General features: G+C 51.8%; 21 protein-coding genes. 12 read left to right on the top strand and 9 right to left on the bottom strand.

What is annotated here, in order from left to right:
• Positions 1-5 precede the first annotated feature (5 nt).
• Together tdh and AAC022_RS12905 are read left to right on the top strand one after the other, a co-directional pair.
• A complete protein-coding gene (gene tdh / locus AAC022_RS12910) occupies positions 6-1,037 on the top strand; it encodes an L-threonine 3-dehydrogenase (protein WP_339731507.1) in 1,032 nt (343 codons plus the stop codon).
• A 52-nt stretch (positions 1,038-1,089) separates the two neighbouring features.
• Positions 1,090-2,274 carry a glycine C-acetyltransferase gene (locus AAC022_RS12905; RefSeq protein WP_339731506.1) on the top strand — a complete coding sequence of 395 codons (1,185 nt, stop codon included), beginning with the start codon at positions 1,090-1,092 and terminating at the stop codon, positions 2,272-2,274.
• 30 nt (positions 2,275-2,304) lie between these two features.
• On the opposite strand, the gene AAC022_RS12900 is transcribed toward AAC022_RS12905, so the two are convergent.
• The 5 genes from AAC022_RS12900 to AAC022_RS12880 all read right to left on the bottom strand — a co-directional run bounded on the left by AAC022_RS12900 (position 2,305) and on the right by AAC022_RS12880 (position 7,570).
• Complete coding sequence (locus AAC022_RS12900) at positions 2,305-3,180, bottom strand: hypothetical protein (RefSeq protein ID WP_339731505.1); 876 nt, start codon at positions 3,178-3,180, stop codon at positions 2,305-2,307.
• Positions 3,177-3,833 (bottom strand): MotA/TolQ/ExbB proton channel family protein, encoded by a 657-nt coding sequence (locus AAC022_RS12895; protein WP_339731504.1) that lies wholly within the window; start codon positions 3,831-3,833, stop codon positions 3,177-3,179. The genes AAC022_RS12900 and AAC022_RS12895 overlap by 4 nt, the downstream gene beginning before the upstream one ends.
• Positions 3,834-4,104: 271 nt before the next feature.
• Positions 4,105-5,313 (bottom strand): 2,3-bisphosphoglycerate-independent phosphoglycerate mutase, encoded by a 1,209-nt coding sequence (locus tag AAC022_RS12890; RefSeq protein ID WP_339731502.1) that lies wholly within the window; start codon positions 5,311-5,313, stop codon positions 4,105-4,107.
• 132 nt (positions 5,314-5,445) lie between these two features.
• Positions 5,446-6,795, bottom strand: a complete 1,350-nt coding sequence (locus AAC022_RS12885) for a glycosyltransferase family 4 protein (RefSeq protein ID WP_339731501.1) — start codon at positions 6,793-6,795, stop codon at positions 5,446-5,448.
• A 31-nt stretch (positions 6,796-6,826) separates the two neighbouring features.
• Positions 6,827-7,570: a type 1 glutamine amidotransferase gene (locus AAC022_RS12880; RefSeq protein WP_339731500.1), complete on the bottom strand. Its 744-nt coding sequence runs from the start codon at positions 7,568-7,570 to the stop codon at positions 6,827-6,829.
• 725 nt (positions 7,571-8,295) lie between these two features.
• Here AAC022_RS12880 and AAC022_RS12875 point away from each other — a divergent pair.
• Positions 8,296-9,684 carry a carbohydrate porin gene (locus tag AAC022_RS12875; RefSeq protein ID WP_339731499.1) on the top strand — a complete coding sequence of 463 codons (1,389 nt, stop codon included), beginning with the start codon at positions 8,296-8,298 and terminating at the stop codon, positions 9,682-9,684.
• Positions 9,685-9,906: 222 nt separating this feature from the next.
• The gene (locus AAC022_RS12870) at positions 9,907-11,148 is read left to right on the top strand and encodes a hypothetical protein (protein WP_339731498.1); all 1,242 of its coding nucleotides are present in this window, start codon (positions 9,907-9,909) and stop codon (positions 11,146-11,148) included.
• On the opposite strand, the gene AAC022_RS12865 is transcribed toward AAC022_RS12870, so the two are convergent.
• A complete protein-coding gene (locus AAC022_RS12865) occupies positions 11,145-11,273 on the bottom strand; it encodes a hypothetical protein (RefSeq protein WP_339731497.1) in 129 nt (42 codons plus the stop codon). The two genes, AAC022_RS12870 and AAC022_RS12865, sit on opposite strands and share 4 nt — an antisense overlap.
• A 451-nt stretch (positions 11,274-11,724) precedes the next feature.
• Here AAC022_RS12865 and AAC022_RS12860 point away from each other — a divergent pair, with 451 nt between their 5' ends.
• The 3 genes from AAC022_RS12860 to AAC022_RS12850 all read left to right on the top strand — a co-directional run bounded on the left by AAC022_RS12860 (position 11,725) and on the right by AAC022_RS12850 (position 16,626).
• Complete coding sequence (locus AAC022_RS12860; protein ID WP_339731495.1) at positions 11,725-13,350, top strand: hypothetical protein; 1,626 nt, start codon at positions 11,725-11,727, stop codon at positions 13,348-13,350.
• A 331-nt stretch (positions 13,351-13,681) separates the two neighbouring features.
• A complete protein-coding gene (locus AAC022_RS12855; RefSeq protein ID WP_339731493.1) occupies positions 13,682-15,067 on the top strand; it encodes a tail fiber protein in 1,386 nt (461 codons plus the stop codon).
• A 200-nt stretch (positions 15,068-15,267) separates the two neighbouring features.
• On the top strand, positions 15,268-16,626 hold the full coding sequence (locus tag AAC022_RS12850; protein WP_339731491.1) for a tail fiber protein: 1,359 nt from the start codon (positions 15,268-15,270) through the stop codon (positions 16,624-16,626).
• A 238-nt stretch (positions 16,627-16,864) separates the two neighbouring features.
• Here the strand turns inward: AAC022_RS12850 and AAC022_RS12845 are convergent, their stop codons facing one another.
• Positions 16,865-17,908 carry a GTP-binding protein gene (locus AAC022_RS12845; RefSeq protein WP_339731489.1) on the bottom strand — a complete coding sequence of 348 codons (1,044 nt, stop codon included), beginning with the start codon at positions 17,906-17,908 and terminating at the stop codon, positions 16,865-16,867.
• A 69-nt stretch (positions 17,909-17,977) separates the two neighbouring features.
• Positions 17,978-19,441 carry a guanitoxin biosynthesis MBL fold metallo-hydrolase GntH gene (gene gntH, locus AAC022_RS12840; protein ID WP_339731487.1) on the bottom strand — a complete coding sequence of 488 codons (1,464 nt, stop codon included), beginning with the start codon at positions 19,439-19,441 and terminating at the stop codon, positions 17,978-17,980.
• Positions 19,442-19,703: 262 nt separating this feature from the next.
• Between gntH and AAC022_RS12835 the strand changes: the two genes are divergently transcribed.
• From AAC022_RS12835 to AAC022_RS12820, 4 genes are all read left to right on the top strand, one after another.
• Positions 19,704-20,087, top strand: a complete 384-nt coding sequence (locus tag AAC022_RS12835) for a VOC family protein (protein ID WP_339731485.1) — start codon at positions 19,704-19,706, stop codon at positions 20,085-20,087.
• Between the two features lie 203 nt (positions 20,088-20,290).
• Complete coding sequence (locus AAC022_RS12830) at positions 20,291-21,055, top strand: DUF3050 domain-containing protein (RefSeq protein WP_339731483.1); 765 nt, start codon at positions 20,291-20,293, stop codon at positions 21,053-21,055.
• A gap of 72 nt (positions 21,056-21,127) precedes the next feature.
• Positions 21,128-21,304 (top strand): hypothetical protein, encoded by a 177-nt coding sequence (locus AAC022_RS12825; RefSeq protein ID WP_291176128.1) that lies wholly within the window; start codon positions 21,128-21,130, stop codon positions 21,302-21,304.
• Between the two features lie 41 nt (positions 21,305-21,345).
• Positions 21,346-22,365 (top strand): carbon-nitrogen hydrolase family protein, encoded by a 1,020-nt coding sequence (locus AAC022_RS12820; RefSeq protein WP_339731481.1) that lies wholly within the window; start codon positions 21,346-21,348, stop codon positions 22,363-22,365.
• A gap of 195 nt (positions 22,366-22,560) precedes the next feature.
• On the opposite strand, the gene AAC022_RS12815 is transcribed toward AAC022_RS12820, so the two are convergent.
• Positions 22,561-24,171: a mechanosensitive ion channel domain-containing protein gene (locus AAC022_RS12815; protein ID WP_339731479.1), complete on the bottom strand. Its 1,611-nt coding sequence runs from the start codon at positions 24,169-24,171 to the stop codon at positions 22,561-22,563.
• Positions 24,172-24,446: 275 nt separating this feature from the next.
• Between AAC022_RS12815 and AAC022_RS12810 the strand changes: the two genes are divergently transcribed.
• Positions 24,447-25,184, top strand: a complete 738-nt coding sequence (locus AAC022_RS12810; protein WP_339731477.1) for a class I SAM-dependent methyltransferase — start codon at positions 24,447-24,449, stop codon at positions 25,182-25,184.
• The last annotated feature ends 125 nt before the right edge of the window (positions 25,185-25,309 follow it).

Below are 25,309 nucleotides of genomic sequence, written 5' to 3'. Positions count from 1 at the left end.
GCATCATGAAAGCATTGGTCAAAAAGGAGTCAAAGCCGGGGCTTTGGCTGGAAGAGGTCCCTGTTCCGACGATCGGCATCAACGATGTGCTGATTAAAGTGGACCGAACGGGGATTTGCGGCACTGATGTCCATATTTATAAATGGGACGACTGGGCACAGAAAACGATCCCGGTGCCGATGGTGGTGGGCCACGAATTTGTGGGTGAGATCGTGGAAGTCGGTTCGAACGTCGCCGATTACACGCCCGGCGAAATCGTGAGTGGTGAAGGGCACGTCGTCTGTGGCCGTTGTCGTAACTGCTTTGCAGGACGACGGCATCTGTGTGCACATACCAAAGGAGTCGGCGTGAATCGCCCCGGTGCCTTTGCCGAATATATCTCGCTGCCGATGACGAATATCTGGCATCACGACGATTCGATTGACCGCGATATCGCTTCCATTTTCGATCCGTTTGGCAACGCCGTCCATACGGCGCTTTCATTTCCGGTTCTTGGAGAAGACGTCTTGATCACCGGCGCTGGTCCGATTGGTGTCATGGCGGCAGCCGTCGTCCGGCATGCAGGGGCGCGACATGTGGTGGTCACCGATGTGAATCCATATCGACTGGACCTTGCACTAAAGATGGGGGCGACCGTTGCACTCGATGTTCGTGAGAAATCGATTGCCGACGCACAACAAGAGTTGGGAATGACGGAAGGCTTTGATGTCGGTCTGGAAATGTCGGGGAACCCGCAGGCCTTTCGTTCTATGCTGGACAACATGTGTCATGGCGGCAAGATCGCTATGCTCGGTATCCCGGAAAAAGAAATTGCCATCGACTGGAATATCGTGGTATTCAACATGCTGACGATCAAGGGGATCTACGGTCGAGAAATGTATGAAACCTGGTATAAAATGACGGTGATGCTACAGAGCGGCCTCGATATCAGTCCGATCATTACCCACCGATTTCACGCCAGCGATTTTGAAAAGGGATTTGAAGTCATGATGACTGGCCAATCGGGGAAAGTGATTCTGGACTGGAAGAACATTTAACAAGCGCACAACTCAAACACGGCTCAACCAAACTGAACAGGACTTGTCTCACATGTATGGATCGTTCAAACAGGAACTGGAAAAAACGCTCTCTTCAATCCGCGAAGAGGGACTGTATAAGTCCGAACGCATCATCACCACGCCGCAGGATGCGCATATTCGCGTTGCAGAGGGGGAACCCGTTCTGAATATGTGTGCGAATAATTATCTCGGCCTGGCAGAACATCCTGCTGTGATTGCCGCCGCACACGCCGGACTGGATCAGTGGGGTTACGGGCTCTCTTCCGTCCGGTTTATTTGCGGTACCCAGTCGATTCACAAAGAACTCGAAAGCAAACTGAGCTCGTTTCTGGGAACAGAAGATACAATTCTGTATACATCCTGCTTTGATGCCAACGGGGGGCTGTTTGAAACGCTGCTGACCGCGGAAGACGCGATTATTTCGGACGAACTGAACCATGCAAGCATTATCGATGGCGTGCGGTTATGTAAAGCACAGCGGTTTCGCTATAAAAACAACAACATGCAGGACCTGGAAGAACAGCTCAAAGCGGCCGCGTCGGCCCGATTCCGGATGATCGCAACCGATGGCGTGTTTTCCATGGATGGCTATATTGCCAATCTCCCGGCCATCTGCGATCTCGCTGACAAATATGATGCGCTGGTGATGGTCGATGATTCCCATGCGGTCGGCTTTATGGGCGAACAGGGAAAAGGGACGCATGAATTTCACGACGTCATCGAACGCATCGACATTCTGACGGGCACACTGGGCAAAGCACTCGGCGGTGCCAGCGGCGGCTATACCAGTGGTCGCAAGGAAATTGTGGAACTCTTGCGACAACGTTCGCGACCTTACCTGTTCTCAAACTCTGTCGCACCGGCGATTGTGACGGCGTCGATCGCCGCCATTGATTTGCTGACTGCATCGACTGAATTGCGTGATAAACTGGAAGCGAACACGAAACATTTCCGCGCGAAGATTTCCCAGGTGGGCTTCGATGTGCTGCCGGGCGAGCATCCCATCGTGCCGATCATGCTGGGCGATGCGGCTCTTGCGGCGAAGGTCGCAGACGCTCTTTTGCAAAAAGGAATTTACGTCATCGGCTTTTCGTTCCCCGTCGTTCCCAAAGGGAAAGCCCGGATTCGAACGCAGATTTCCGCCGCCCATTCGATCGAAGACCTGGACTTTGCAATTGAGAAGTTCAAAGAGGTCAAACAGGAACTGGGGATCTAGTTCTGATCGGGGAGACTCCCCTTTGTCGGTTTATTTCGTCACTTCGGGTTTCTCGGGCGCAAAACCCATCACCGCGTATTCGTAACGGGTTCGGCCGCTACTGTCGGCCCGCATCCGTTCTGCAACCAGAGGTAAGCCTTGGGTCGCGGCGAAACGAACGGACGCTTTGGCGTCTCCATACGAGAACAGAATAATCACCAGACTCTTGGGTTGCGGGACCGTTTTGTAAATCGTATAAAATCGATCGACAAACGACTCTGTCGAATCAGCACGAAAATCGGTTGACTGTTTCCCCACTTTCAAACGAAAGACGCCGTTCTCCGTCAGATACAGTTCCCAGATGTCACTGCGTTTGGTGAGTTCGTCGTAGGTCAGGAAATGCTTGACCACATCCTCGGCTTTGCCGCCCGCCAGTTCCTGTAGTTGCTGTTTGATCCGCTCAATCTCGGCCTTGGTTTTCTCGGAATCAGGCTCGGCTTTCGATTTTAACAGCGGATCAATGATCTGGTCCGGTAACTGAAACAGTTGTTGTACCAGTTCGGCGACCAGGTCTCGCTGTGCCTGCGCGCCTTTGAGTTGCTCAGTTAACTCCTGATTCTTTTTTTCTGATATCTGCTGCAGAGCGCGCGTCCGTTTTTCCATCTCAATCGCCGTCTCTTCTGCTTTCACCGCATCGCGGCGTGTCTGCAGATTGAGCTCTGATAAATCCCTGATCTTCTGTAGTGCTGACTCGCTGATGGCGGAGAGCTGCTCTACTTTCTGATCGGCCTGCTGCACCTGTTGTTCTGCACGCTGTTCGATGCGGGCCGTGGTTTCCTGCGTATCCATGAATTGCGCGAAGATCACGATCAACAATAGATCGAGCAGGGGCGTGAGTTGAAAAGTAAGGCGGCGGCGACTGATCATTCTGGTTTGCTACCTCCGGCTGCCAGAGCCAACTCACGTTTTGCCCGCACGACGGTGTCGCGGACATGCTGCCGGTTTTCCACGAGCCCTAGAAATGAGGTTTCCAGAATACTGTTGATAAACATCAGTAGAATGGCGGCAGCCAGCCCGGCAAACGTGGACCAGATCGCATCGCCAAAATGACTGACGATAGAATTGATAGTACTGGCGGTCTCAGACCCCGTGTTCAACTGCAGCGCGGCGCCCATTGCTAGAATCGTTCCCAGGACGCCGGCCAATGGGTAGGCTTCGATCATCGTGCGACAGATGTTGTAGCAGGTTTCAAAGAAATGCGAATTCAGGTAGCGACGTTTCTCGTCGAGAATGTGTACCCGCTCTGAAAGAATCTTCCGGTCAGCCGGGTTGGCTTTGGGGTCGAGCGTTTCATTGACGTCCGCCAGAAAGGCTTCGATCTGATCCGAAAGATGCCCCGTGGAATCGAGTAGGCTGCGATGTTTGAGGCCGCGGGTGAAATCATCGAGCGAAGAGGCAATGCCTTTTAAATCGCGGCGGGACCAGACCCAGAGCACAAAGAAAGAAAACAGATGCGCCCCACACGCGGCGATGATCACAAATGTGGAGAGTCCTGATAGTTGGCTTAAATACTGCGACATCAATTGGTTCCAGACTGGTGAATCGTTCCTGTGTTCCAGAATTTTAGCTCGTTTTGATCCACAACGCAAAACGAGAGAGGAAAGTTCCGATCAGATGAACGGCTTTAATAGAAAGATCGATCACATTCACGTGGATTCCTTGATGTTTCCTGCAGAGAAAAAAAAGCGGCCCCCCGGTTAGTCCAGTCACAACGAATATAACGAAAAAGGATGCAAGACTTGCATTGAAGTCTTGCATCCCTGATTGATTAGAATCAGTTTTTAAGCAGCATTACGCGCCGTATTTTTCCAGACGGCCGGCATGCGCCATGATCATCGACATCAGATATTTGGCTTCGAACTGACCTAAGCCACCTTGAATACACTCTGCTTCACCAAAACTCTGGCAGCCATCAAAGCGGGCATTTTCAGCCGACAGTAATAGTGGCACCGGATGCCAGCTGTGTGCTTTCATTTTGGCAGGAGTGCTGTGATCGCCGGTGACGACCAGTACGTCAGGCTTCAACGCATTGATGCGAGGAATACACGTGTCGACTTCTTCTGTCTTGGCGACTTTCGCAGCGAAGTTGCCGTCTTCGCCTGTGGAGTCGGTATACTTGTAATGCACGAAAAAGAAATCGTAATCGTCCCAGATCTTTTCCAGACAGTCCATCTGTGATTCCAGAGTTTGACCGGCGTCCTGCACGTCCATGCTGACCAATCGGGCGAGACCACGATACATGGGATAGACGGCGATCGCAGCGGCGCGGGTGCCATAGACTTCTTCGAACGTCGGAATTTCCGGCATCTTGGCAATGCCACGCATTGTCAACAGGTTGGCAGGATGGTCATCTTTCAAGATGACGGCTGCCTGTTTCAGAAACTCTTTACAGAGTTCGGCTGTCTTTTGCGAAGCTTCATTTTCGCCAACCGGTTCTAGTGGAGGTACGCCGGTTTTCTGTGGATCGGTATCGTTGATGTTTCCGCCGAGTCCTTTGGCACGCAGCACGATGACCAGACGATATTCTTTAACGTGACGCACAAATACTTCGACGCCGGGAATTTCGATCTTGTCGAGTTTTTTACACAGCGCTTCGCCAATTTCGCTGGCGATACGGCCAGCGCGACGGTCGGAGATATTTCCCTGCTCATCCAGCGAACAGTAGTTTCCGCGAATGGCAACGTCATCGGGGCCTAATTCGAAATCGATCCCCAGCGCTTCCAGCACGCCACGACCAATGTTGAATTCCAGCGGATCATAGCCGAAGAGACCCAAATGGCCAGGACCACTGCCGGGAGTAATACCGGGCAGCACGGGGATGGTGCGTCCTAATGTTCCCTTTTTAGCGAGTGCATCCAAGTTGGGTGTATTGGCGGTTTCGAGCTCGGTTTTGCCGCCCGGTTCCTGAGGCAGACCGCCCAGTCCATCAGAGACTAACAGAACAATTTTGGAATCATTCTTCTTTTGAAGTTTTTTCATTAACGCGTGCAGGTCTGCCATCGAAGTCTTAACACCTTATACTATAACGTTTTTTATTGATTAATTCGGTTCACAACTTATGAACCATGTCTGTCTAGTGACGGTATACAATACCGCAATCAGGCCACATTGTTAAGCAGAATGACGCGACATTCAAGGGTCGGGCGTCAATTGCGGTTCGTTCTTCACAAAACGGGAGGCATCGACCACCTTCTGGAAAAACTGCAGGCTTTGCTCAGCCATCAATTCCGCGCTATAGAACTGACGAACACGTTCGTAGCCCTGCCGCGCCAGTTTTCTGCGATAGTCTTTGTCCTGATACAACCGCTCCCACGCATCGGCGAGTGCCTGAGGATCGCCGGGGGGAACCAGCAAGCCGCCTTCGGTCTTTTCGATGAGTTCCGGAAACGCACCATGTGCGGGTTGGACAACGGGCACGCCATTGGCCATCGCTTCCAACACAAACAGGCCCTTAGGTTCCTGGTAGTCGGTGGGAACGGAGAGTACTGACAGGCTTTTATAAAAGGCGACTTTCTCTTCCCGCGAATCAGGACTGCCCCAGTATTGATAGGAGTCATTCAACGCGGCGAGATGGTCTGTGGTTTCGTGAAAATAGGCTTCGCTCTCTTTCCCTAAGAACCCGCCGACACACAATCGGCTGTCGGGATATTTTTTGTGAAAGAGCTCAAACGCCTGTACCACATTGTGCAGCCCTTTTTCTTTACAAATCCGGGCGAAGAATCCAATCGTAAAGGGTTCGTCCGGACTTTCCTCCGGTGTACCGTCGTGCCCTTTGAGGTCGATGCCCAGTAACATTTTTTGAAAATGATCGATGGGTAAATCAAGATACTTCGACATAAAATCGCGGTAGTAATCACTGTGAACCAATACGCCGTCCAGTTGTTGGACGTTCTGACGAATCAGTTCCAATGAGCGGGCGCGATACGGCTCGCCCAGCTCTTCCAGAAAGACGTCATCGCCTTGCAACACGCAATACAGGGGGCCGTGGAAATGTTGTTTGATGGTTTTGATCGTGCCTGACAGCAGGGCATTGCTCAAGCACACGACATCCGGCTTCAGTTGTTCTCCGACAAACCGAGCCAGCTCTTCAATTTCCATGAGTTCCGGGCCCTGTTCTCCTTCGAGCAGGGTGACCGTCAACGCGCCCAGTTCATGGGCGTCATTGCTGACACCAAAGCTGGTCGCCAGATTGATAATCCAGGGAGTATTCAACCAATGTTTCATAAACCGAGGCAACCGCCGCCAGAGCCGGGATCGATAATTCAAATAGACATTGATGCCGCCTAGAAAAACGGGCGAGCCTGTCATGTTCTCTTCATCGACGCGGATCGGGGTGTAGGTGGGAATCAGAGTCGCTTCTGCTCCCTGGTTGATCATCGCGCGGGTCCAGGTGTTGTCATGCATGCAGGCACCACAGAACATCCCGGCTCCCCCCGAGGTGATAATGGCGACGTGCAGTTTTTTGCTTGATGATTCTGGCATAATGTGTGCCTGCTGGTAGCGTGCGGGAGGGTCAGGTTTGATTCAAATTTAAAGGCGCAATCTGTTGCACAAAGCGTTTTAATAAAGCCGTGGTTTCCGGGGTATCATGAATCGAATGGCGGAATTCTTCCAGCGAAATTCCGGCGATTTTTTCGACATATTCCGGATAGGTATTCAGCCGCCCAAGGAACGAATCGCGATCCAGTTCTGGGTGAAACTGGGTACAATAAATGGGACGATCCAGAAATCGATACGCCTGATTTTCCACCCGATCGGTCGATGCCAGCAGTTCCGTGCCCGGCGGCAGTTCGACGACGGTATCTTCATGCCCCATCAGACCTTGCAACACGGTTCCCAAAGGACCAAATACCGGATCTGTTTTGCCAGACTCGGTCAGGGAAACATGGTGAATGCCGATTTCCGCCCGATTGAGATCGTGGACGACCTGTCCGCCCATCGCCCGTGCCATCGCCTGAAATCCCCAGCAGGAAGCGAACGTCGGCTTGCGCGAGTCATGCACGACCCGCAGGCTTTCCAGAGCGACATCCAGCCAGCGTCCCTCGCCGGCAGCAGAATAGTGGCCGCTGCCTCCGATCAGAATCACATCTGAGTTGACCAGATCCGTTTCCTGAATTTGGTCTCCCAGGAGATCAAATACTGCGATCTGGCTGACATTCGCCGCCAGTGCTTTGGCAAAGCAGTTCACTTCCTGACCACGCATGGGATCATCGGAATTACGAACCTGTAATAATAGATAGCGAATTTGTTGAAACATGAAGAGCCCGTTTATTTCCCACAAGGCTGATGTGCAGCCTTACTATTCACCCGCACAAACACGATGCAAAGATGCGGATTAATATAGTGCATGATTCATTTATAGTACAAATCCCACTCTGGAATTGTAGTCATACTCTCATGAATCCAAAGTTTAGCCTGGTTTTGGAGTCATTATCGCGTGATCTGTGTCCTATGAGCGAACAATCGACGTGCTTAAATTACACTAATAAAGTTGAAAGTGATCTGATACCGTAGAAAACAGTTCACTATCCCTATCAGCCGAAATGGACATAAATTCAATTAGAAAATTTACCAAGATTTCATTTAGTATTTATATATGGGTTGACATTTTGACTCATAAAAATGATAGTAGGATTTACTGAGATTGTTTTTATAACATGTGTCATCTCCCGAGAGGATTATCAGTTTTCCTTTTTTTCACCTCTTCGATGCATGAATTATCCGCGCCAGTCAACTCGTCTTGACTGGCGTTTTTTTTGTGCTTCTGTCGCTTGCAAGTCCCGTCAGCAAATTCCCTGATCCACTCTAGAGTGAACTCACAACGGCAATTATTGCTGGTTACTAGTATCCGATCTGACGGATTTGGACTGATTTGAGGTAACTTACCAGTGCCACTTTGGTTAAAGATTCCCTGCGGACGATATCAGACTTACTGGAGGAAGCTTTGATTTCCTTGTGATTTGTTCGAGAAGGGGATGCAGAATGCAAGGAATACAAGCAGGAACGCAGGGGTCCCGATGTCTATTCCCGGCTACTCTGCTGATCTGGCTGGCATTGATCGGTCTAGCTCACTCTCAAACACCTTCTCTCGATTCCAGTGAAAGCAATGTGCTTCCTGAGTTCATAGCGGAATCGGGTATTGATCGATCGGCGGTCTCCCCAGAGAGAACCTCGCCGGATGCGATCAGCGGTAACCCCGCAGCGATCAACATCACGACTGGTTCCGGTATGTTAGGAGACTGGCTGGGGATCAACCAGAACGGCTTTCGGATGGGCGGCCTGCACATCACCGATGTCAACGCACAACCCACCGGCGGCAATACTCCCGGACAATGGGCGGGAGACTCGCTGACGATCCTCGATTTCTCACTGGACACGGAAGAGGCCTTCAACTGGAAAGGCGGCTTATTCGGAACCGAGTTTCTGTTTTACTTCGGTGACCCGGTGAATAACAATGCCGCCAGTGTCATGGGCTACAACTCACTGGACAGCGCCCCGCCCGACTCGCGCGTCGAGATCTATCAGCTTTGGTATAGGCAGGCACTGTTTGATAACAAACTCGTATTCCGATTTGGAAAGTCCGTACCAACGTACGATTTCAACAACGTCGCGCGCTCAATCCCTTACACCGAAGAGCAGCTCAACATTCCCGGCATCTCAGGGGCGCTCCTGACTCCCTTGTACTACAGCCCCACTCAGATCGGAATCATGCCTGGATATACCGATTCGGCCACCGGAGTTGTGGCAACGGTGATCCCCAATCAGAAATTTTATGCGCAATATGGTTTTTTCGACGGCAGCCTGGCCACCGGCCGCAAGACGGGACTATCGGGACCGCGATTCGACGGCCACTACATCCATCTTGCCGAAACGGGCGTAAACTGGACCCTCGGCCTGGATGACAAGCCCGGAAAAATTGGCATTGGTGGCTGGTATCAAACGGGAACGCTGGAAAGCATAAACGGCAATGTCGAAGGTGCCAAGGGAGCCTATTTTTTCGCCTCACAACGACTCTTTTATGAGCGGCCCGGCGAGAGTTCGAATGGCTTGACCGCCTACCTGCAACTCGCCGCGACCAATTCCGAACTGGTCAGTACGCATCGCTACGTCGGAATGGGGCTGACCTATTTCGGCCCGCTTCCCTCGCGCGATGAAGACTCGCTCGGCTTCGCGTTTGCTTATGGCAAGATGAACGACAACCCGGCTCTAGGGCTGCGCGGCCAGGAATCGATCTTCACCTGGTACTATCAAATGAAAATCTGCAAAAACGTTTATCTGCAGAAGAACCTGACCTACATCAACGGCCCGGCTGCCAACCCCAGCGCGGGAGATGTCTTCGCACTCACACTCCAGGCTCTGATCATGTTCTGATTTGATATTGTCTCAAACAGAGCCAATACGAACAGGCAAAGATCTCCCCGATTGGTTCAGCATAAAATATTTCATCATATTTTCAGATTCTTTCTATTATTTCCGTGATCTTTGCCGCGGTAATCCGCCTTATTATGAGTACGGTCCTTCGCAAGCCTCTCCAATCTGGTAACTGAAGGACCATTCAGTGCAGTGACTCAACATCCAAACGGGAGCCCGCTCATGCGTCGCACGACTATGTTCACAACAATCTTAGGTACGTTACTGCTTTCTGTGCAGTGGGTTAGTGCTGCGCCGCTGGCGGAGCAGTATTTGACATCAGGCCAGTTAGCGGCAGGGGAAACGGCGCTGAAGGCACAGCTCGCGAAATCACCTGAGGATGACGAAGCCCGGTTTGGGTTGGGGGTGGTTCAATTTTTTCTGTCGTTCGAACATCTGGGAGGGAGTCTGTACAAGTTCGGCCTGCGAACGGAAGGGGCCTTTCGAGGGGGGCCGGCGCCGATTCGAGAACTGCTCCCGCAGAACCCGAAACCGGAAACGATATCCTATGACGATGTCCGCCGGATGTTGCAGACCTGGGTTGATGATCTAAAGCAAGCCGAGAAAACCCTGTCCGCCGTCAAAGATCCGAACGTGAAACTTCCGTTGCATGTGGGGTTGATCAAAGTCGATCTGTTTGGCATAGGCAAACCAATGAATGCGGCGTTCCTGATGGGCAGGTTCGGAGGGCCGGAGCAACAACAGGCCGCTGAAAAATTCGTGATCGGTTTTGACCGTGGCGATGCCGACTGGCTGGCGGGATATTGCAACTTTCTGTGTGCCTGGGGCGAAGTGATGTTGGCCATTGATGGACAGGAAATCTTCAACTGCACGGCCCATCTGTTTTTTGAAAAGGTAGAGACACCTTATCCATTCCTGCTGGAAGGGCCACGTAACTTTGATTCTCTACGAAGGTTTAATCGCCCGTTGATTTCGGACATCCTGGCGTTTATTCATCTCTGGCGGTTTGAACTCAAAGAACCAAAACGCATGCAGGCAGCTTTGGTGCATCTGGAAGACATGCAGTTACACGCCAAATCGATGTGGAAATATTACCTTGCTGAAACGGACGATGAAAACGAATGGATTCCCAATCCGAAACAGACAGGCGTACTACAAATTAAAGTCAGTCAGGAAATGGTCAATACGTGGCTGGCCGTTCTGGATGAGACCGGATTGGTATTACAGGGTAAAAAACTGATACCCTTCTGGCGCGGCAAACCGGGTACACAGGGCGTGAATTTACGGCGTGTGTTTACTGAGCCACGCATAATTGATCCGTTTCTCTGGGCGCAAGGAACGGCAGCCGCCCCGTATCTGGAACAGGGACCAATCACCGACTTCGCGTCCCCCGAAATGCTGGGCCGGATCAACGGCACCTTTGGTGGCGCGAACTTCTTCCGTATGGCGTTCTGGTTTAACTAAGAAGTAATGCCTTTATAGCGATAGACAGCAGCACGCAGCTTGCGGCGGCCTTTCTCGCGCAGCGCTGCGCGAGAAAGGCTGGTCGGTTTCATAACTCCCGATTTCGAAGATCTGGTGGGCGGCATCGTGCTGCTGCTGTTCGCTGTTGGCACTGCTGCTCTGCTTTTGTGATGCCAGGTGAAACCATAACCGTTTCGGATACCGAAGACGATAAAATGACCCTCTCCCGGTCTCTGAATCGGATTGGCTTTTATCTGTCTATGCAGTGACCATGTTCAGGCCACCTGCGACACCAGTTCAGGACCAAATTCCAATCATAGGAGTCAAGGCATGCGGATCGCGTCAAAGAAAAAGAAATGGTTAATAATACGAGCCAGATTAGATACAGGAAGGAGGGCGTACTGTTAGAGTGACACGGAATCCGGGTTTGGATTGGTTCCAGGCTCAGCCCAGCTGGGAAAGGGCGGATCAGACTGCAGGTACTCTACCTTCGACATTCATTCGAAAGGTAAGGGCCCGTTGAGGAACTGCATTCTATGTCACTATCAATTGTCTTTTTTGTGAATAGAAACTTTGATGACGAAAAAAAGTAGCTCACTAACGCGTGTTATGCCAGCAATTCTACTGCTGGCCGGTTTTGCATTGACGGGAATGCAAGAGTGTCAGGCTCAACTTAAGGATCTCGAACAACTTGCGGACGCCATGGCGAGCAGGATTCAGCAGGACTGCGCTGCCAACCTGCCTGCTGCCGGCAAGAAGCATCGCATCGCTGTCTTCAAGTTCGCTGACAAAAACTTCAAATACGATGCGAACACCATGGGCAATCTGGGAAACGTCGCAGCCTCTCTGGTGCAGGACAAACTGAAAGTAGAACTGGGCAAAGGCGCGACAGCCGGAAAATACGAAGTACTTGATCAATCGACGGTCGACCTGCTTTTCAGTGCCACAAGCACGCCCAAACTGGGAGTGTTCACAAAAAAAAATGGCAACGCGAGAAAAATTTGTCAAGGCGTTGGAATCGATGTGGTTGTGCTGTCCCGGTTTCTGTTCGACGACGTCAAGGATGTGCAGAAGAATCCTCAAAACGATGTTCATGTCGAAGCCGCAGTGATCTTTCCCGGCGCTGAGGATTCGTTCTCGATGTCAATCCCGTCGAAAGATGTGCTGCTCAATGCTTCGTTAGGACCTCTGCCCCCCAGTAGCGGCGGCAAAGGCAGTGGAACTGGCAAAGGACCCGGTAAAGGAACCGGTGGTGTCGCTGGGATCCCCCCAAATACATTCACCCCCAACAAACAGGGAGGGCGCAGGCTATTCGACGTCGAATTCTTCCTGAGAGTCAACCCGGGCAACAAGGACGATTCAGACCCGAGTGTCTGGGAACCGATGCCATTAAAAATTTCCACCAACCCCAATTCAGCGGGCTACGGCACATTTTTCCTTGAGCTTGACGAAGCCAAGCATCGTAATCAGAGATTTAAAGTCCGTATGAATTATAGAGGACCGCGGCCTGGTCTCAAAGATCCATTGGCACGAGAACGTATTTATGCCGCAGCCCTCACGATTGATGGACTCGACAGCTTCTATCATCAGGTGAAAGGCAAGAGAGGAAAACCAACCCTCCGGGCCAAGTATGTGCATCCACACGATGCTCATAAATGGGTACTGACGCCTCCCGGCTTCCAGATTGTACCGGCCCCGAACGTGGTCCTGTCTTACCCGGCTCCGTATGCGTGGGATGCCCCTCCTGTGGGAAATGGGCCGAGTACTCCCAGAGCTGATCCGCGGCACAAGTCGCTGAAACTAGACGATCATGAGCGGATGAGAAACGGTCGTTTTCAGCAGGTGAATGGCCCCGGACATTCGATTGCCGATGTGCGTGGTTTTCAGGACGGCGCTAAATCTGCTGATGCCTTCGTATTCAAGACCGGAGGCGAGTCGTTAGCGAATCTGGCAGGCAGTGTGGCTGATGTCGGTGAGATTAAGGTCTACATCTACGGTGAAGATCTTCCTCTTCCCAAAAATGTGGCAGCGGCTGCTCAAGCAGGCGTGGGGATCGGCAAAAAGCTGAAGAACCCCGTCTTCCCCATCAAGCTACGTTTCGATCGAGATCCACATGAGGTCTGGACGATCAAGTACCGCTATGCCCATTCGAAGAACCCGCCTCCCACTGGATTGCGGCCCGTGACGATTAACTTTCCCTAGCCTGTGTCCAGGTTTACTGTAGCGTCTCCAGGGGTATTTGGACCGAGTATAATAGCACGAGAGACGCTATACTCCAATGTGATGCGCTCTAGCGCCAAACCTGTGTCATATGTGAGCCACAAAGGAATGGATTGTCGTTGAGGCCTGTATTTGAAGCCTGTATTTCAGGTTTGACTGCTTCATCAGTCGGTATCAAAAGCGAGACTTCGTTTTTGATACCGGCACCTGTTTTTAACTACCGCGAAATGCAATGCGAAGTCAACTGAGATGTCGCAGGAGTGTTGGTTTTTCGGTGTGTCGTTCGCTCTGTTGTTTAACCAAAGGAACTGTGATGGGATTTGTCTCTCAAAAGCTGACACTGATTGTGCTGGGGGCTGGTTGTTTGCTGGGACTGCAAAACAATGCGTCTGCCAACGATACCGATGCCTACCTGGGTGAAATTCGGATGTTCGCCGGGAACTTTGCACCTCGTGGCTGGGCTTTCTGTGACGGCCAATTGTTATCGATTGACCGACACCAGTCATTGTACGCTGCGCTGGGTACCAATTATGGCGGAGACGGTCGCACGACCTTTGGTGTCCCCGATTTGCGGGGCCGTTTTCCCATGCATGCCGGACAAGGGCCCGGTCTGACGAAACGCAAGCTGGGACAGAAACTGGGGGCGGAAAATGTAACCCCGACCGCAACAACGGTCAACGTCACGCAGCAGACAGACGCTGACTCACTCCCAGGCGTCACTGTTTTAGAAACCTTGCGTGCCCAGACAAATCTGCCACCGTTCCAGGTATTAAATTTCATCATAGCCATAGACGGGGTTTTTCCGTCCCGCCCTGACCCTGGCTCTAACAATGCAATGAATTTCAAAATTAATCCCTGCCTAGGTGAAATTCGCATGCTCGCAGGCGAATTTGCTCCTTCGGGCTGGGCTTTCTGTGACGGCCAATTATTGACTTTAGATCAAAACAACAGTGGGTTGTTTATTACCCTGAACTCAATTTATGCCAGCAACGATGATAACACGACCTTTGGTTTGCCTGATTTCCGTGGTCGTATTCCCCAGCACTATTTTGCCAGGGGGGAGTTTGCCAGGGGGGCGAAGCTGGGGACGGAAAAAGTGACTCCCACCGCGTCAACCGTCGTCGTCAAGAAGCAGACCGCCGATAACAAACCTGAAGAGAGCGTTAGCATTCCGGTAGCGATGCATGCAGAGTCAAACCTGCCACCCTCCCAGGCGATCCACTTTATCGTTGCATTAAAGGGGACGCTTGCCAAAGAACTAAAGCAATCTCTAGCGCAACCCTATTTAGGCGAAATTCGCATGCTCGCCGGTTCTGATATCCCTGCTGGCTGGATGAAATGTGACGGCCAATTATTGTCGGCTCGCGAACACAGTGCATTGCATAAGTTACTGGGAGCAACCTATAGTGAAAACGGTTCCAACTCCTTTTTTAATTTGCCCGATTTGCGTAGCCGTTTTCCCATGCATGCTGGAGCGAGCCCCGGTCTAACACAGCGTGTTCTAGGAGAGAAAGGGGGAGTGGAAAATGCCACATCCACAGCGACAACCGTCGTCGTTACGAAGCGGCCTGACGACGACTCACTCCCAGGCGTTACTGTTTTAGAAACGTTCGTTTATCAGCCAAACCTGCCACCATCCCTCGCGGTCACTTTCATCATTGCCACAGAGGGACTCTATCCAAGCTACAACGACAACTAGATCGCATTACTTTTAACCATAGCGTCTCTCAGTCTATTATACTCGGTCCAAATTCCCCTGGAGACGCTATAGTCAAACTGGATACAGTCTAGATCGCATTACTTTTACTCGTTTCAAATGGCTTTGGAGACGCTACAGTCAATCGGGACACAGGCCAGCCTGCAGAGGATTTCACTCTGTTATTTAACACCAAAGGAAAAATGATGGGATTTATCTATCAAAAGCTGACACTAATTGTACTGGGGGCTGGTTGTTTTCTGGGGCTGCAAAACGATGCGGCGGCCAACGATACCGATGCCTACCTGGGTGAAATTCGGATGTTTGCCGGGAATTATGCACCTCGTGGCTGGGCTTTCTGTGACGGCCAAATATTGCCGATCAGCCAACACGATGCATTGTTCGCGCTACTGGGTATCAATTTTGGCGGAGACGGTCTCACGACCTTTGGTTTACCCGATTTGCGTGGCCGTTTTCCCATGCATGTCGGGCAGGGACCTGGTCTGACGAACCGCAAGCTGGGACAGAAGCTGGGGCAGGAAAAGGTGACATTCACGGCGGCAACCGTCGCTGTCAAGAAGCGGGCAGGCGATGCCTCACTCCCGGGCGTCTCGGTGATAGAAACGTTGCGTGCCCAGACAAACATGCCACCGTATCAGGCAGTGCATTTCATCATTGCTTTAGTCGGAACCTTTCCAGCCTACGATATCCTTAATAATTCATCCCAATCAGGAATCAAACCTTATCTGGGTGAAATTCGGATGTTTGCCGGGAATTTTGCACCTGGGGGCTGGGCTCAATGTAACGGCCAGTTATTGGCGAGTGATGATTACCCCGCGTTGGCAAACGTCCTGTCATCAACTTATGCCAGAGACTATGATGCCACGACCTTTGGTTTGCCTGATTTGCGTGGTCGGATTCCCCGTCACCATAGTAACCGGGGAGAAAAGCAGGGGACAGAAGAAGTGACTCCCACCGCGTCAACCGTCGTCGTCAGGAGGCGGGCAGCCGATGATCAACCTGAAGCGAGTGTCAGCGTTCCGGAAACGATGCATGCGGACTCAAACATGCCCCCCTCTCAGGCGATCACGTTCTTCATTGCATTAAAGGGGGCTCCCGCCAAGTCCCTGGAGGAAGTACCAGCGAAACCTTATTACGGCGAAATACGCATGCTCGCCGGCTCTGATATCCCTGCTGGCTGGATGCAATGTGGCGGCCAAATATTGCCGATTAGCGAAAACACGGCGTTGTTCTCGCTACTGGGAACAATCTATGGCGGAAACGGTCGCAGGACCTTTGGTTTACCCGATTTGCGCACTCGTTTTCCGATGCATGCTGGACGTGGGCCCGGTCTAACACAGCGTAGACTGGGAGAGAAAGGGGGGGCGCACCACGTGGCTTCCACTGCGACAACGGTCGCCGTCGAACGGAAGTCATCCATTGATACACCGGAAGAGGTTGTTTTTGTTCAAAAAATGTTCAGCGATCAACCCAACATGCCGCCATCCCTCACGGTCAATTTTATCATTGCCACAAAGGGAATCTTTCCCCCCCGCCCATAGCCGGTGTCTCGGTTGACTGTAGCGGCACAGGTAGCGCCGGGTTTGATTTACGACGCGTGTTTACCGAATCACGTATGATTGGTCCCTTTCTCTGGTTTAAGGGAACGGCAGCCGCTCCCTGTCTGGAACAGGGACCAATCACTGAATTCGCATCCCCCGCGCTGTTAAGACGCATAAACAGCACCTTCGGCGGGGCGAACTTCTTTCGAAGGGCGTACTGGTTTAATTTAGTTTGCCGCTACTTTTCCTGCTGAAGACAGGCATCAAATAGTGCGGTCAACTGATCGGAGTCGAGGGCGGAACCGATGGCGACAATCCGGGTGCGTGGCTGACGCGTGCCCCAGTCATCGAGTTCTGTCAGTTCGGTACGGCGGCCGACGGCCTGTAACGCATGCCGTTTCTCGGGCGCATCGGCACAATAGACAATGCCTTTGCAGCGATAGACGGCAGCCGGCAACTTACGTCGCACCATCTCGCTCAGCGCTTCACGCGAGAAAGGCTCATCGGTTTCATAACTCCAGGTTTCGAACATCTGGTGGGCCGCTTCGTGCTTCTGCGGTTCACTGCTGGCACTGATGCTCTGCTTTTGTGATTCTATATGCGCAGGATCAAATCGTCCGACCGCCAGTAAGACTTCCAGAGGGACTTCACAACGGACGGCGTTGACGATGCGAATCCGGTTCAAATGCTGGCCGATCCATTCGCCGATCACCTCGATATGATCGGGGCCGACGAGATCGACCTTGTTCAAGACCACCATATCGGCAAAACCAATCTGTCGCAGTTTGAGTGCCGACAGATCATCATTATCGGCGTGCGTAAAGATCGCTTCGGCATCGACGATACAAGTGATGCTGTCCAGCCGCAGCAGTTTTTCATAGCGTGCATTCAGGAAGGTCATCACGATGCCTTCCGGGTCCGCCACGCCGCTCGCTTCCAGAATCACGTAGTCAATCACATCTTCGCGCGTCAGCAGTTGCTCCAGTGAGTTCACGAGATCGTCACGAATTTCACAACAGACACAGCCGTTGGTGAGATTGATCGTATTCTCTTCAACGCCTTCGACGAGTTCCGCATCGATGTTGATCGCCCCGAAGTCATTCACCAGTACGCCGACGCGCAGGCCGTGATCGCCGTTGAGAATCCGATTCAGGAGAGTCGTTTTCCCGGCTCCCAGAAAACCGGTTAACAGTGTGACCGGAACGGGATCGCGGCCGGGGATCACAATCGGTTCAATGCGCGGCGCGGGGGCGAGGATGGGACGGTCGTCTTCTTCAGTCATAGTGTTTCTCTCGCAAAGAAAGGCACGTCATCGATTTCAATGACGTGCCTGAAAGCTGATCTTTTGGTGTTACTTATCGTCGTCAACTTTAATGCCACGCGATTCGAGCATTTCACGTGGATTCAATGTCACGCCGGGCCATTTCTGAACCGGCTTGCGATAGGCATCGGGTGGATAATATTTCTTCGGATCAATTTCCAGATCACGCAGGAACTGTTCCTGCTGCATTTCTCGCGGCATCGTGGGAGTGGGGAGTTTGATTTCTTTCGGCAGCTTTTCTCCCGGTTTGAGGAACCAGCGTGGGTCCATCGAAGCAGGCGCCGCGCCATCAGGCATGAGGGCTTCGCGGGACCAGATGGCGTCTTTCGTCACGTTGATGACTTGCACATCCGGGCCGCCGAACATGAACAGGCCGTCCCAGTTAGATCGGACTTCCGCCACCGACTCGGCTTCGAGCGCGGGTCCCGCATATTCGTAATGGCAGATCGCCGCCATGCGGGGCTGCGTCTGTTTAAACAGATAACCGGCGGCGTAATACATCGTGTGAAAGATATCGATCGTGTATTCCCAGAGTTCCGCCGGTGCGCCCAGTTTCATTGATGACAGGCTCGGTGCATCGATGGTTCCTTCCGAGACAAACACGTCGACACCCTTGCCGTACTTGGCGGACAGTTCGTCAGGACGACCATCGCCGGTCCAGACGAACGACAGGCCCGCGTCTTCCCAGTCGAGACGATAGGCGGACGCACCATCTTTCACGTGTGAGCGTGGCCAGTGGCGCACGGTCACGCCATCTTTGTTGTAACAGATGCCGTTTTCTTCTTTCCAGTCGAACTCGGTCACTTCAATATCCATGCCATCGCCGATCGGACAGGCGTTGAAATTTTCTTCGTGCCAGCGATTCATCTCTTTCATATGTTTGACCATATGATTAATGCCCAGCTCAGGCGTTCTGCCCGAAGGACCGTAGACACGCAACGGCGTAAAACCACCCGAGAAAGCCCGGAAGGGATACATATAAGGCAGGTCCGCGAAGTGGTCTGAATGCAGATGGCTGATGAAGATATCATTGATCAGCGGCGCCGGAACCTGCATGGCGATGGCATTTGAAATACTGCCATTTCCCAGGTCGAAGAAGAACCGCCGCGGCTGAGATTCACCATTGCCGAGTTCAACGAGAATCGATGTTCCCGACTGCAACCGCGTTGGTGGCCAGGGAGTACTTCCCAGAAACGAAATTCGCATTTCATTTTTCGGCAGAATCTCGGTGCCCGGCATAAAGACGTTGCGATTTTTGATCGCGGGCCAGGGCTTGTAATAGTCGGGCAGACTGATTCCACCGCCGGGACGGGCGCCATAAGGATTTTTCTCTACACAATCGCTGTCTGCTGCAGAAGCGACACCGGGAACAGAAGCAGCCAGACCAGCGCCGACGGCAGCCGCACTCCCTTTGAGGAAATTGCGCCGACCTTGACTATTATTGCTGGATGTATTGCTGGATGATTCGTTTGGTTGTTGATCTTCTTTCGTCAAGAGAGTCTCCTCAACATCAGAGTGTGTTTTAGTTGTAAATCGAAGCTTGAATTCGGTAGAGGTGCAGACAAACGGTAGATTGGGATCATGGCACCAGAATGAAAATAATTTGATCTCAGGAACGTACTGTTATAGTATCGTCCAAATCAATTCCAGTCTAATGCAATCTCTGAGTTTTCGAATTGATACGATTATATCATTTATACGAACAGACAATGTGATATCGCAGTATGCGGACTATGTTTTAAGGGGAACGCAAAATATGCAACCACAGCCGATGATCGCCGTCAAAGACGTGGAAGCCAGCAGTGCCTGGTATCAAAGTTTGCTTCACTGCCGTAGCGGCCATGGTGGTAATGAATATGAACAACTAATCGGCAACGATGATGAATTGATCCTGCAGCTTCATCATTGGGACGTACATGAGCATCCTCACCTGGGCCATCTCGAACAACCCAAAGGGAACGGAGTTCTGCTCTGGTTTCGGGTCGATGATTTCGATGACGCCGTTTCTCGCGCACAGACGATGTCCGCTGAAATTCTGGACGGCCCCCTAGTTAACCCGAATGCCAAGCATCGCGAGATCTGGATTCGTGATCCCGACGGTTTTGTGGTCGTCCTTGCCGGGCACTATGGTGATGTGTGAACGGTTTCATAGATTTTTTCCGAAACCTCTACCAGAAACGCCGGGGCAGACTATAATCGCCTGAGTTAAATCATATCCTATGTGCGCTCAATCACACATTAAATTGAGCGGCATGGCGCCAGCCACCGTTTGTGAAACTCACTCGTTTTAAAAACGGCGGCTGGCGCCGTACCGCTCAGTATTATTCCAGGGAATGGAAACTAATGTCTCAACAGATCACATCTGAAATTATTGAATCGTTCAAAAACCAGTTAGAAGATCATCCGATCTATGAGGCGATTGCCACGACTGAAGACTTGCAACGTTTTATGCAGCACCATGTCTACTCGGTCTGGGATTTCATGTCGCTGGTGAAGTATCTGCAAGGGGTTGTTGCACCGACCGGCGCGCCGTGGGTGCCTCACGGCGATGCCAGTGTTCGACGGTTTATCAATGAAATCGTCTTGGAAGAAGAATGCGACGAAACCGCCGACGGCGAATATTCCAGCCATTTCGAACTGTATCAGACGGCGATGACTGAAGTCGGCGCGCACACCGAACCATTATTGGAATTCATCGAAGCCGTCAAACAGCAGGGAATCCATGCCGCACTGGCACTTCCTGTTGTGCCGCCGGCTTCAAGAGAGTTCACCACAAACACGTTTGCCTGCATTGAAGAAGGGGCACCGCACAAAATCGCCGCCGCCTTCGCACTGGGCCGCGAGCATATTATTCCCGACATGTTTCGCGCGATCCTCAAACGAACCGGCGTTTCCGAAGCCGAGGCCCCCGTGTTTCATTTCTATCTGAATCGACACATCGATCTCGACGGCGATTTCCACGCCCCGCTTTCACTACGACTGCTCAACGGTCTGTGTGCGGGCGATGAAACGAAAATCCAGGAAGCGATTGCAGCAGCCCAAGCCGCCGTCCAGGCGCGGCTGCAATTGTGGGATGGCGTGTTGGAGAGTATTCAGGCGAAGGTTTGAAAACAGATTTCGCATAGACAACAAAGAGACCTGGTTCGTTATATTCAACTTTGAACAACAGGAAGTATCATTATGGACTTGGGTTTATTTGAATTCGGAAATTCCGCTGCCTTTGTGACCTTCATATTTGCAGTGTGTGGGTTCATTTACGGAGGTAATGCTTTGAAGAAAATCAACCGATTAGAAGAAAAACTGGCGGAACTGAAATTGGAACAGCGGGTCTCAGACCTGGAAAACAAGTCAGCGTAAACAAGAGTCTTATTCACTTTTCTTTCATTCGGTATTCAACAATGACTCACCCAAATTTCAAAGCGGCCTTGGCCCATGTGGCTCCGGTTTTCCTGGATAAAGACGCGACGGTCGATAAAGCCTGTTCGCTGATTCGCGAAGCCGCGCGGAACGGATCGCAGTTGATTGTGTTTCCGGAAACGTATATTCCCGCGTTCCCCGTCTGGTGTGCCTTGCAGGCGCCGATTCACAACCACGATCTGTTCTGCGAACTGGCCGAGAATTCGATTCAGATCGACGGCCCCGAACTGGCGAAAATCACTGAGACCGCCCGCGAATGCGAAATGTTCGTTTCGATGGGCTTCAATGAAGGGACCAACGTCAGCGATGGCTGCATCTGGAATTCTAATGTTTTGATTGACGATACGGGGAACATTCTCTGTCATCACCGCAAGATCGTGCCCACGTTCTACGAAAAACTGGTCTGGGCGCCCGGCGACGGCGCGGGGCTGGAAGTCTGCCCGACGCGGCTGGGACGCGTGGGCATGCTGATCTGCGGCGAAAACACCAATCCGCTGGCCCGGTTCACGTTGCTTGCGCAAGGGGAGCAGGTGCATCTCTCGACTTATCCGCCGGTCTGGCCGTCGCATGATCCTGCGGTCCATGAAAATTACGATCTCAAAAATGCGATCTTGATTCGTGCAGGGGCGCACTCCTTTGAAGGCAAGCTGTTTAATCTCGTGGCGGCCGGCTATCTGGATCAGGCGGCGCGAGACCTCTTAGCGAAACGAGATCCAGAAGCAGGACGGATTCTGGACGCGAGTCCTCGTGGCATTTCCGTCGCCATCGGCCCCCACGGTGCCCCCATCAGCGAGATCATGCAGGAGGAAGAAGGCATCCTCTACGCTGACATCGATCTCTCTTCCTGCGTTGAACCGAAACAGCTACACGATCTTGCCGGCGGTTATAATCGGTTTGATATTTTCCAGTTGACCGTAGACCGAACAGCCCAGCGCCCCATCCGTTTTAAATACCGCGACGATGATACCACGGAGCCGCATCAACCGACGTTTCAGTCCTAGGTCGTGTTGCTTAATTCGCATTCCTCTTTGCGAAAATAACACTCAAAATATAGATTCACAAAAGTGGCTGGACGGAACCGGGGCTAACGCCCTGCGGCTAATAATGGGCACCAGGCGGATCCAAAGAAAAGTGCCTCTGAACGTTCGAAGCCATTCAGAGGCACGATAGAGATCTTCATTCAGTTAAGAGCCAGCTTACCTACCTGTTAGCGCTGAACTGGTTCCATTTGTTCCATCAACAGAATAGACATGAATATCCTGTTGCGGGAAGGGGATCGAAATGCCAGCGAGATCGAAGCGGCGTTTGACTTCCCGTGTGACCGTTGTTTTGACTTCCCACCAGTCGGTCGTCTTCGCCCACGGACGGCAGACGATATTCACAGAGGAATCGGTCAACGCATGCACGACTACCACAGCTGCGGGATCTTTCAGAACCAGCTCGTGGTCTTCCAGAATCTCTTTGATAATATTTTCGGCTTGTTCAAAATCATCTGCATAGCCGATGCCGAATTCCAGATCAACACGCCTGACTTTATTCGCCGTGATGTTCGTGATCACATTATTCCAGATCGAATTATTGGGAACATGAATCGTCTGGTTATCAAACGTACGAAACGTGGTTGAGACGAGATTCATCTGCCTGACTGTTCCGGTGACACCGCCCGCCGTCACGACATCGCCCACATCAAAGGGACGGTTGATCAGAATCATCAGGCCACTGGCTAAATTACTCAGCGTTCCCTGTAATGCCAGACCAACCACCAGGCCGGTGGCTCCGATGGCCGCCAGAACCGGGGTCATATCAACTTCCAAAGCCGCCAATGCAACTGCAAACCCAATCAGAAAGATCACATTTTTGATGGTACCACTGATTAAATTTTCAGCCAGCTGTGTCAGTCTGACTTTTCGTTCCAATAGCCAGCTCACCACAGCCGAACCAATTTTAGCCGTCAACCAGGTCATTAGCAGAATGAATACAAACCGGAATACATTCCAGAGCCAGCGCTGGCCTCCTTCTTTGGAGACAACCCAGCCTTTGATGCCTGCCCAACTGGTGCTGGCATCAGACGTATCGAGTTCGATTCCCGAGACAGCCGTAATGTACTTCTGATAAGTCTCTACGTCTCCCCCTTTCAGCGCCAACGAAGTCAGCACGACTCCCAATCGATCACTCAAAGCCGTGCGCTCATCCTGCAACTTCATGAGGTTATCCAAAAACTGCTGCTTCATGACTTCCGCAGACTGCGCCGTGGTTTCATCTGTCACTACGTCTGCCGTTTTCGTTTTCTCATTTGACTTTGATTCCAAAGACACTGGCTTTTGCGCAATAAGAGACTCGTCCGATTTTGTTGCATTATCTGTAAAGTCGACACCCAGATTCTCCTGTGCCTGTTTTGTCAGTTGTGCTTCCGTCTTCTTCGCGATTTTATCCACGGTCTGTTGCACCATTTCTGCTTTGCGCAGTGAATCGACCGCTTCCTGCTCATCGGAGGTAGAGATTGCTTCGTTGGTTTTCTTGACCCCCAATCGGGCAGCTGCGATCTGACGGGCTTTATTCCGTAATAGCTCAAACCACGCCTTGGCTTCGCCCTGCAATTCTTCCTTTGTGAGCGGCCTGACCATGATCTTCAACTGATCCAGGGGAATCGATGTATTAAACGTGGTGATCGGTTTTAAGTCTTTTGCAGGCTGGGATGGTTGTTCCTGTTTTGTCTCTTCTGTCTTTTTCGTATCTTGAGCCAATGCCGACAGGCCGGGCACAAAACAGAAAGTCATGAGTAATAAATACAGCTTGGTAAATCTCACAATACACTCCGGGGAATTTGATATATTTTTCGTTGGAGGCCCGCCTATGGCGCCGTACGCACGTTAGCCAGGACTCGTGTTACACGATTTCCCAGACGTACCAGATGGCATCAGAGGGCCACTAACTTGTGTTCTGAGCAATTTTTTGGGCTAATTTCTTGATAAAAACTGCATAAACCTGTCAGTTTTCAGCTTAAGCTTACGTTATATTCCAGCAGTCGTAACATTTTTACGGCAACAGTTTTCTAAATCCCCATTGAAAGCATATTCCGAAGATGACCACCGACTACGATCCAATCGCCGAGCAGTACCAGCGTTCCAAGCAGCAACCATGGCGGACCTTCGTTGAATGTTTCACTCTGATGAAACTGGCCGGTGACCCGCGCGACATGGCAGTACTCGATGTCGCGTGTGGCGAAGGCTTTTATACACGCATGATTCGCGAACGGGGCGCGGCCTGTGTGACCGGCGTCGATCTCTCACAAGGGATGATTGATCTCGCGAATAAACAGGAAGCCATACATCAGCAGGGGGTCGAATATATTGTGGGGGATGCACGGGAACTGCCTACTACTGATCAGTACGATCTGGCGATCGCCGCCTATCTACTCAACTATGCGCGCACACGTGACGAACTGCAGGCGATGTGCGATGGCATTGCGCGGACCCTCAAACCGGGCGGACGGTTCGTGACCGTCAACAGCAGTCCCGCGTATCACTTTCCCAGCGCCCCGTCCTTCCGCCAGTATGGTTTTGAGACAACCGCCGTTGGTGACTGGCAGGAAGGCACACCGATCACCTGGACCTTCCATTTGGAAGACGGCCCGTTCGATATTGAAAACTATTATCTGAGCGTGGAAACGCACGAAGCCGCCTTCCGCGAGGCTGGTTTCCGGGAAGTCCACTGGCACGCGCCAAAACTTTCACCAGACGGGCTCAAGGATAACACCGTCGACTTCTGGTCCCCACTCATGGAAAACTCGCCGGTGGCGTTTATTGAGTGTGTGAAGTAACGCAGGTTCGCGCGGGGCGAACTTCATTCCTGCAAAGATGTTTGGGGACACGCTTGGATCTGACTTTACCCTAGAGGGCATCTCAAAACCTTTTTAATAGTGTAAATAAACATCCAAGAATAACA

The organism is uncultured Gimesia sp., from assembly GCF_963976445.1.
In the GTDB taxonomy this organism is placed as follows: Bacteria; Planctomycetota; Planctomycetia; order Planctomycetales; family Planctomycetaceae; genus Gimesia.
The sequence above is the reverse complement of the archived record's forward strand: the minus strand, read 5'-3'. Positions and strand labels throughout refer to the sequence as shown.

Excerpts from the sequence above, each read along its gene's own strand:
- tdh (WP_339731507.1), top strand. The coding sequence starts at position 6 with ATGAAAGCATTGGTCAAAAAGGAGTCAAAGCCGGGGCTTTGGCTGGAA.
- AAC022_RS12905 (WP_339731506.1), top strand. The coding sequence starts at position 1,090 with ATGTATGGATCGTTCAAACAGGAACTGGAAAAAACGCTCTCTTCAATC.
- AAC022_RS12900 (WP_339731505.1), bottom strand. The coding sequence starts at position 3,180 with ATGATCAGTCGCCGCCGCCTTACTTTTCAACTCACGCCCCTGCTCGAT.
- AAC022_RS12895 (WP_339731504.1), bottom strand. The coding sequence starts at position 3,833 with ATGTCGCAGTATTTAAGCCAACTATCAGGACTCTCCACATTTGTGATC.
- AAC022_RS12890 (WP_339731502.1), bottom strand. The coding sequence starts at position 5,313 with ATGGCAGACCTGCACGCGTTAATGAAAAAACTTCAAAAGAAGAATGAT.
- AAC022_RS12885 (WP_339731501.1), bottom strand. The coding sequence starts at position 6,795 with ATGCCAGAATCATCAAGCAAAAAACTGCACGTCGCCATTATCACCTCG.
- AAC022_RS12880 (WP_339731500.1), bottom strand. The coding sequence starts at position 7,570 with ATGTTTCAACAAATTCGCTATCTATTATTACAGGTTCGTAATTCCGAT.
- AAC022_RS12875 (WP_339731499.1), top strand. The coding sequence starts at position 8,296 with ATGCAAGGAATACAAGCAGGAACGCAGGGGTCCCGATGTCTATTCCCG.
- AAC022_RS12870 (WP_339731498.1), top strand. The coding sequence starts at position 9,907 with ATGCGTCGCACGACTATGTTCACAACAATCTTAGGTACGTTACTGCTT.
- AAC022_RS12865 (WP_339731497.1), bottom strand. The coding sequence starts at position 11,273 with ATGCCGCCCACCAGATCTTCGAAATCGGGAGTTATGAAACCGACCAGC.
- AAC022_RS12860 (WP_339731495.1), top strand. The coding sequence starts at position 11,725 with ATGACGAAAAAAAGTAGCTCACTAACGCGTGTTATGCCAGCAATTCTA.
- AAC022_RS12855 (WP_339731493.1), top strand. The coding sequence starts at position 13,682 with ATGGGATTTGTCTCTCAAAAGCTGACACTGATTGTGCTGGGGGCTGGT.
- AAC022_RS12850 (WP_339731491.1), top strand. The coding sequence starts at position 15,268 with ATGATGGGATTTATCTATCAAAAGCTGACACTAATTGTACTGGGGGCT.
- AAC022_RS12845 (WP_339731489.1), bottom strand. The coding sequence starts at position 17,908 with ATGACTGAAGAAGACGACCGTCCCATCCTCGCCCCCGCGCCGCGCATT.
- AAC022_RS12835 (WP_339731485.1), top strand. The coding sequence starts at position 19,704 with ATGCAACCACAGCCGATGATCGCCGTCAAAGACGTGGAAGCCAGCAGT.
- AAC022_RS12830 (WP_339731483.1), top strand. The coding sequence starts at position 20,291 with ATGTCTCAACAGATCACATCTGAAATTATTGAATCGTTCAAAAACCAG.
- AAC022_RS12825 (WP_291176128.1), top strand. The coding sequence starts at position 21,128 with ATGGACTTGGGTTTATTTGAATTCGGAAATTCCGCTGCCTTTGTGACC.
- AAC022_RS12820 (WP_339731481.1), top strand. The coding sequence starts at position 21,346 with ATGACTCACCCAAATTTCAAAGCGGCCTTGGCCCATGTGGCTCCGGTT.
- AAC022_RS12810 (WP_339731477.1), top strand. The coding sequence starts at position 24,447 with ATGACCACCGACTACGATCCAATCGCCGAGCAGTACCAGCGTTCCAAG.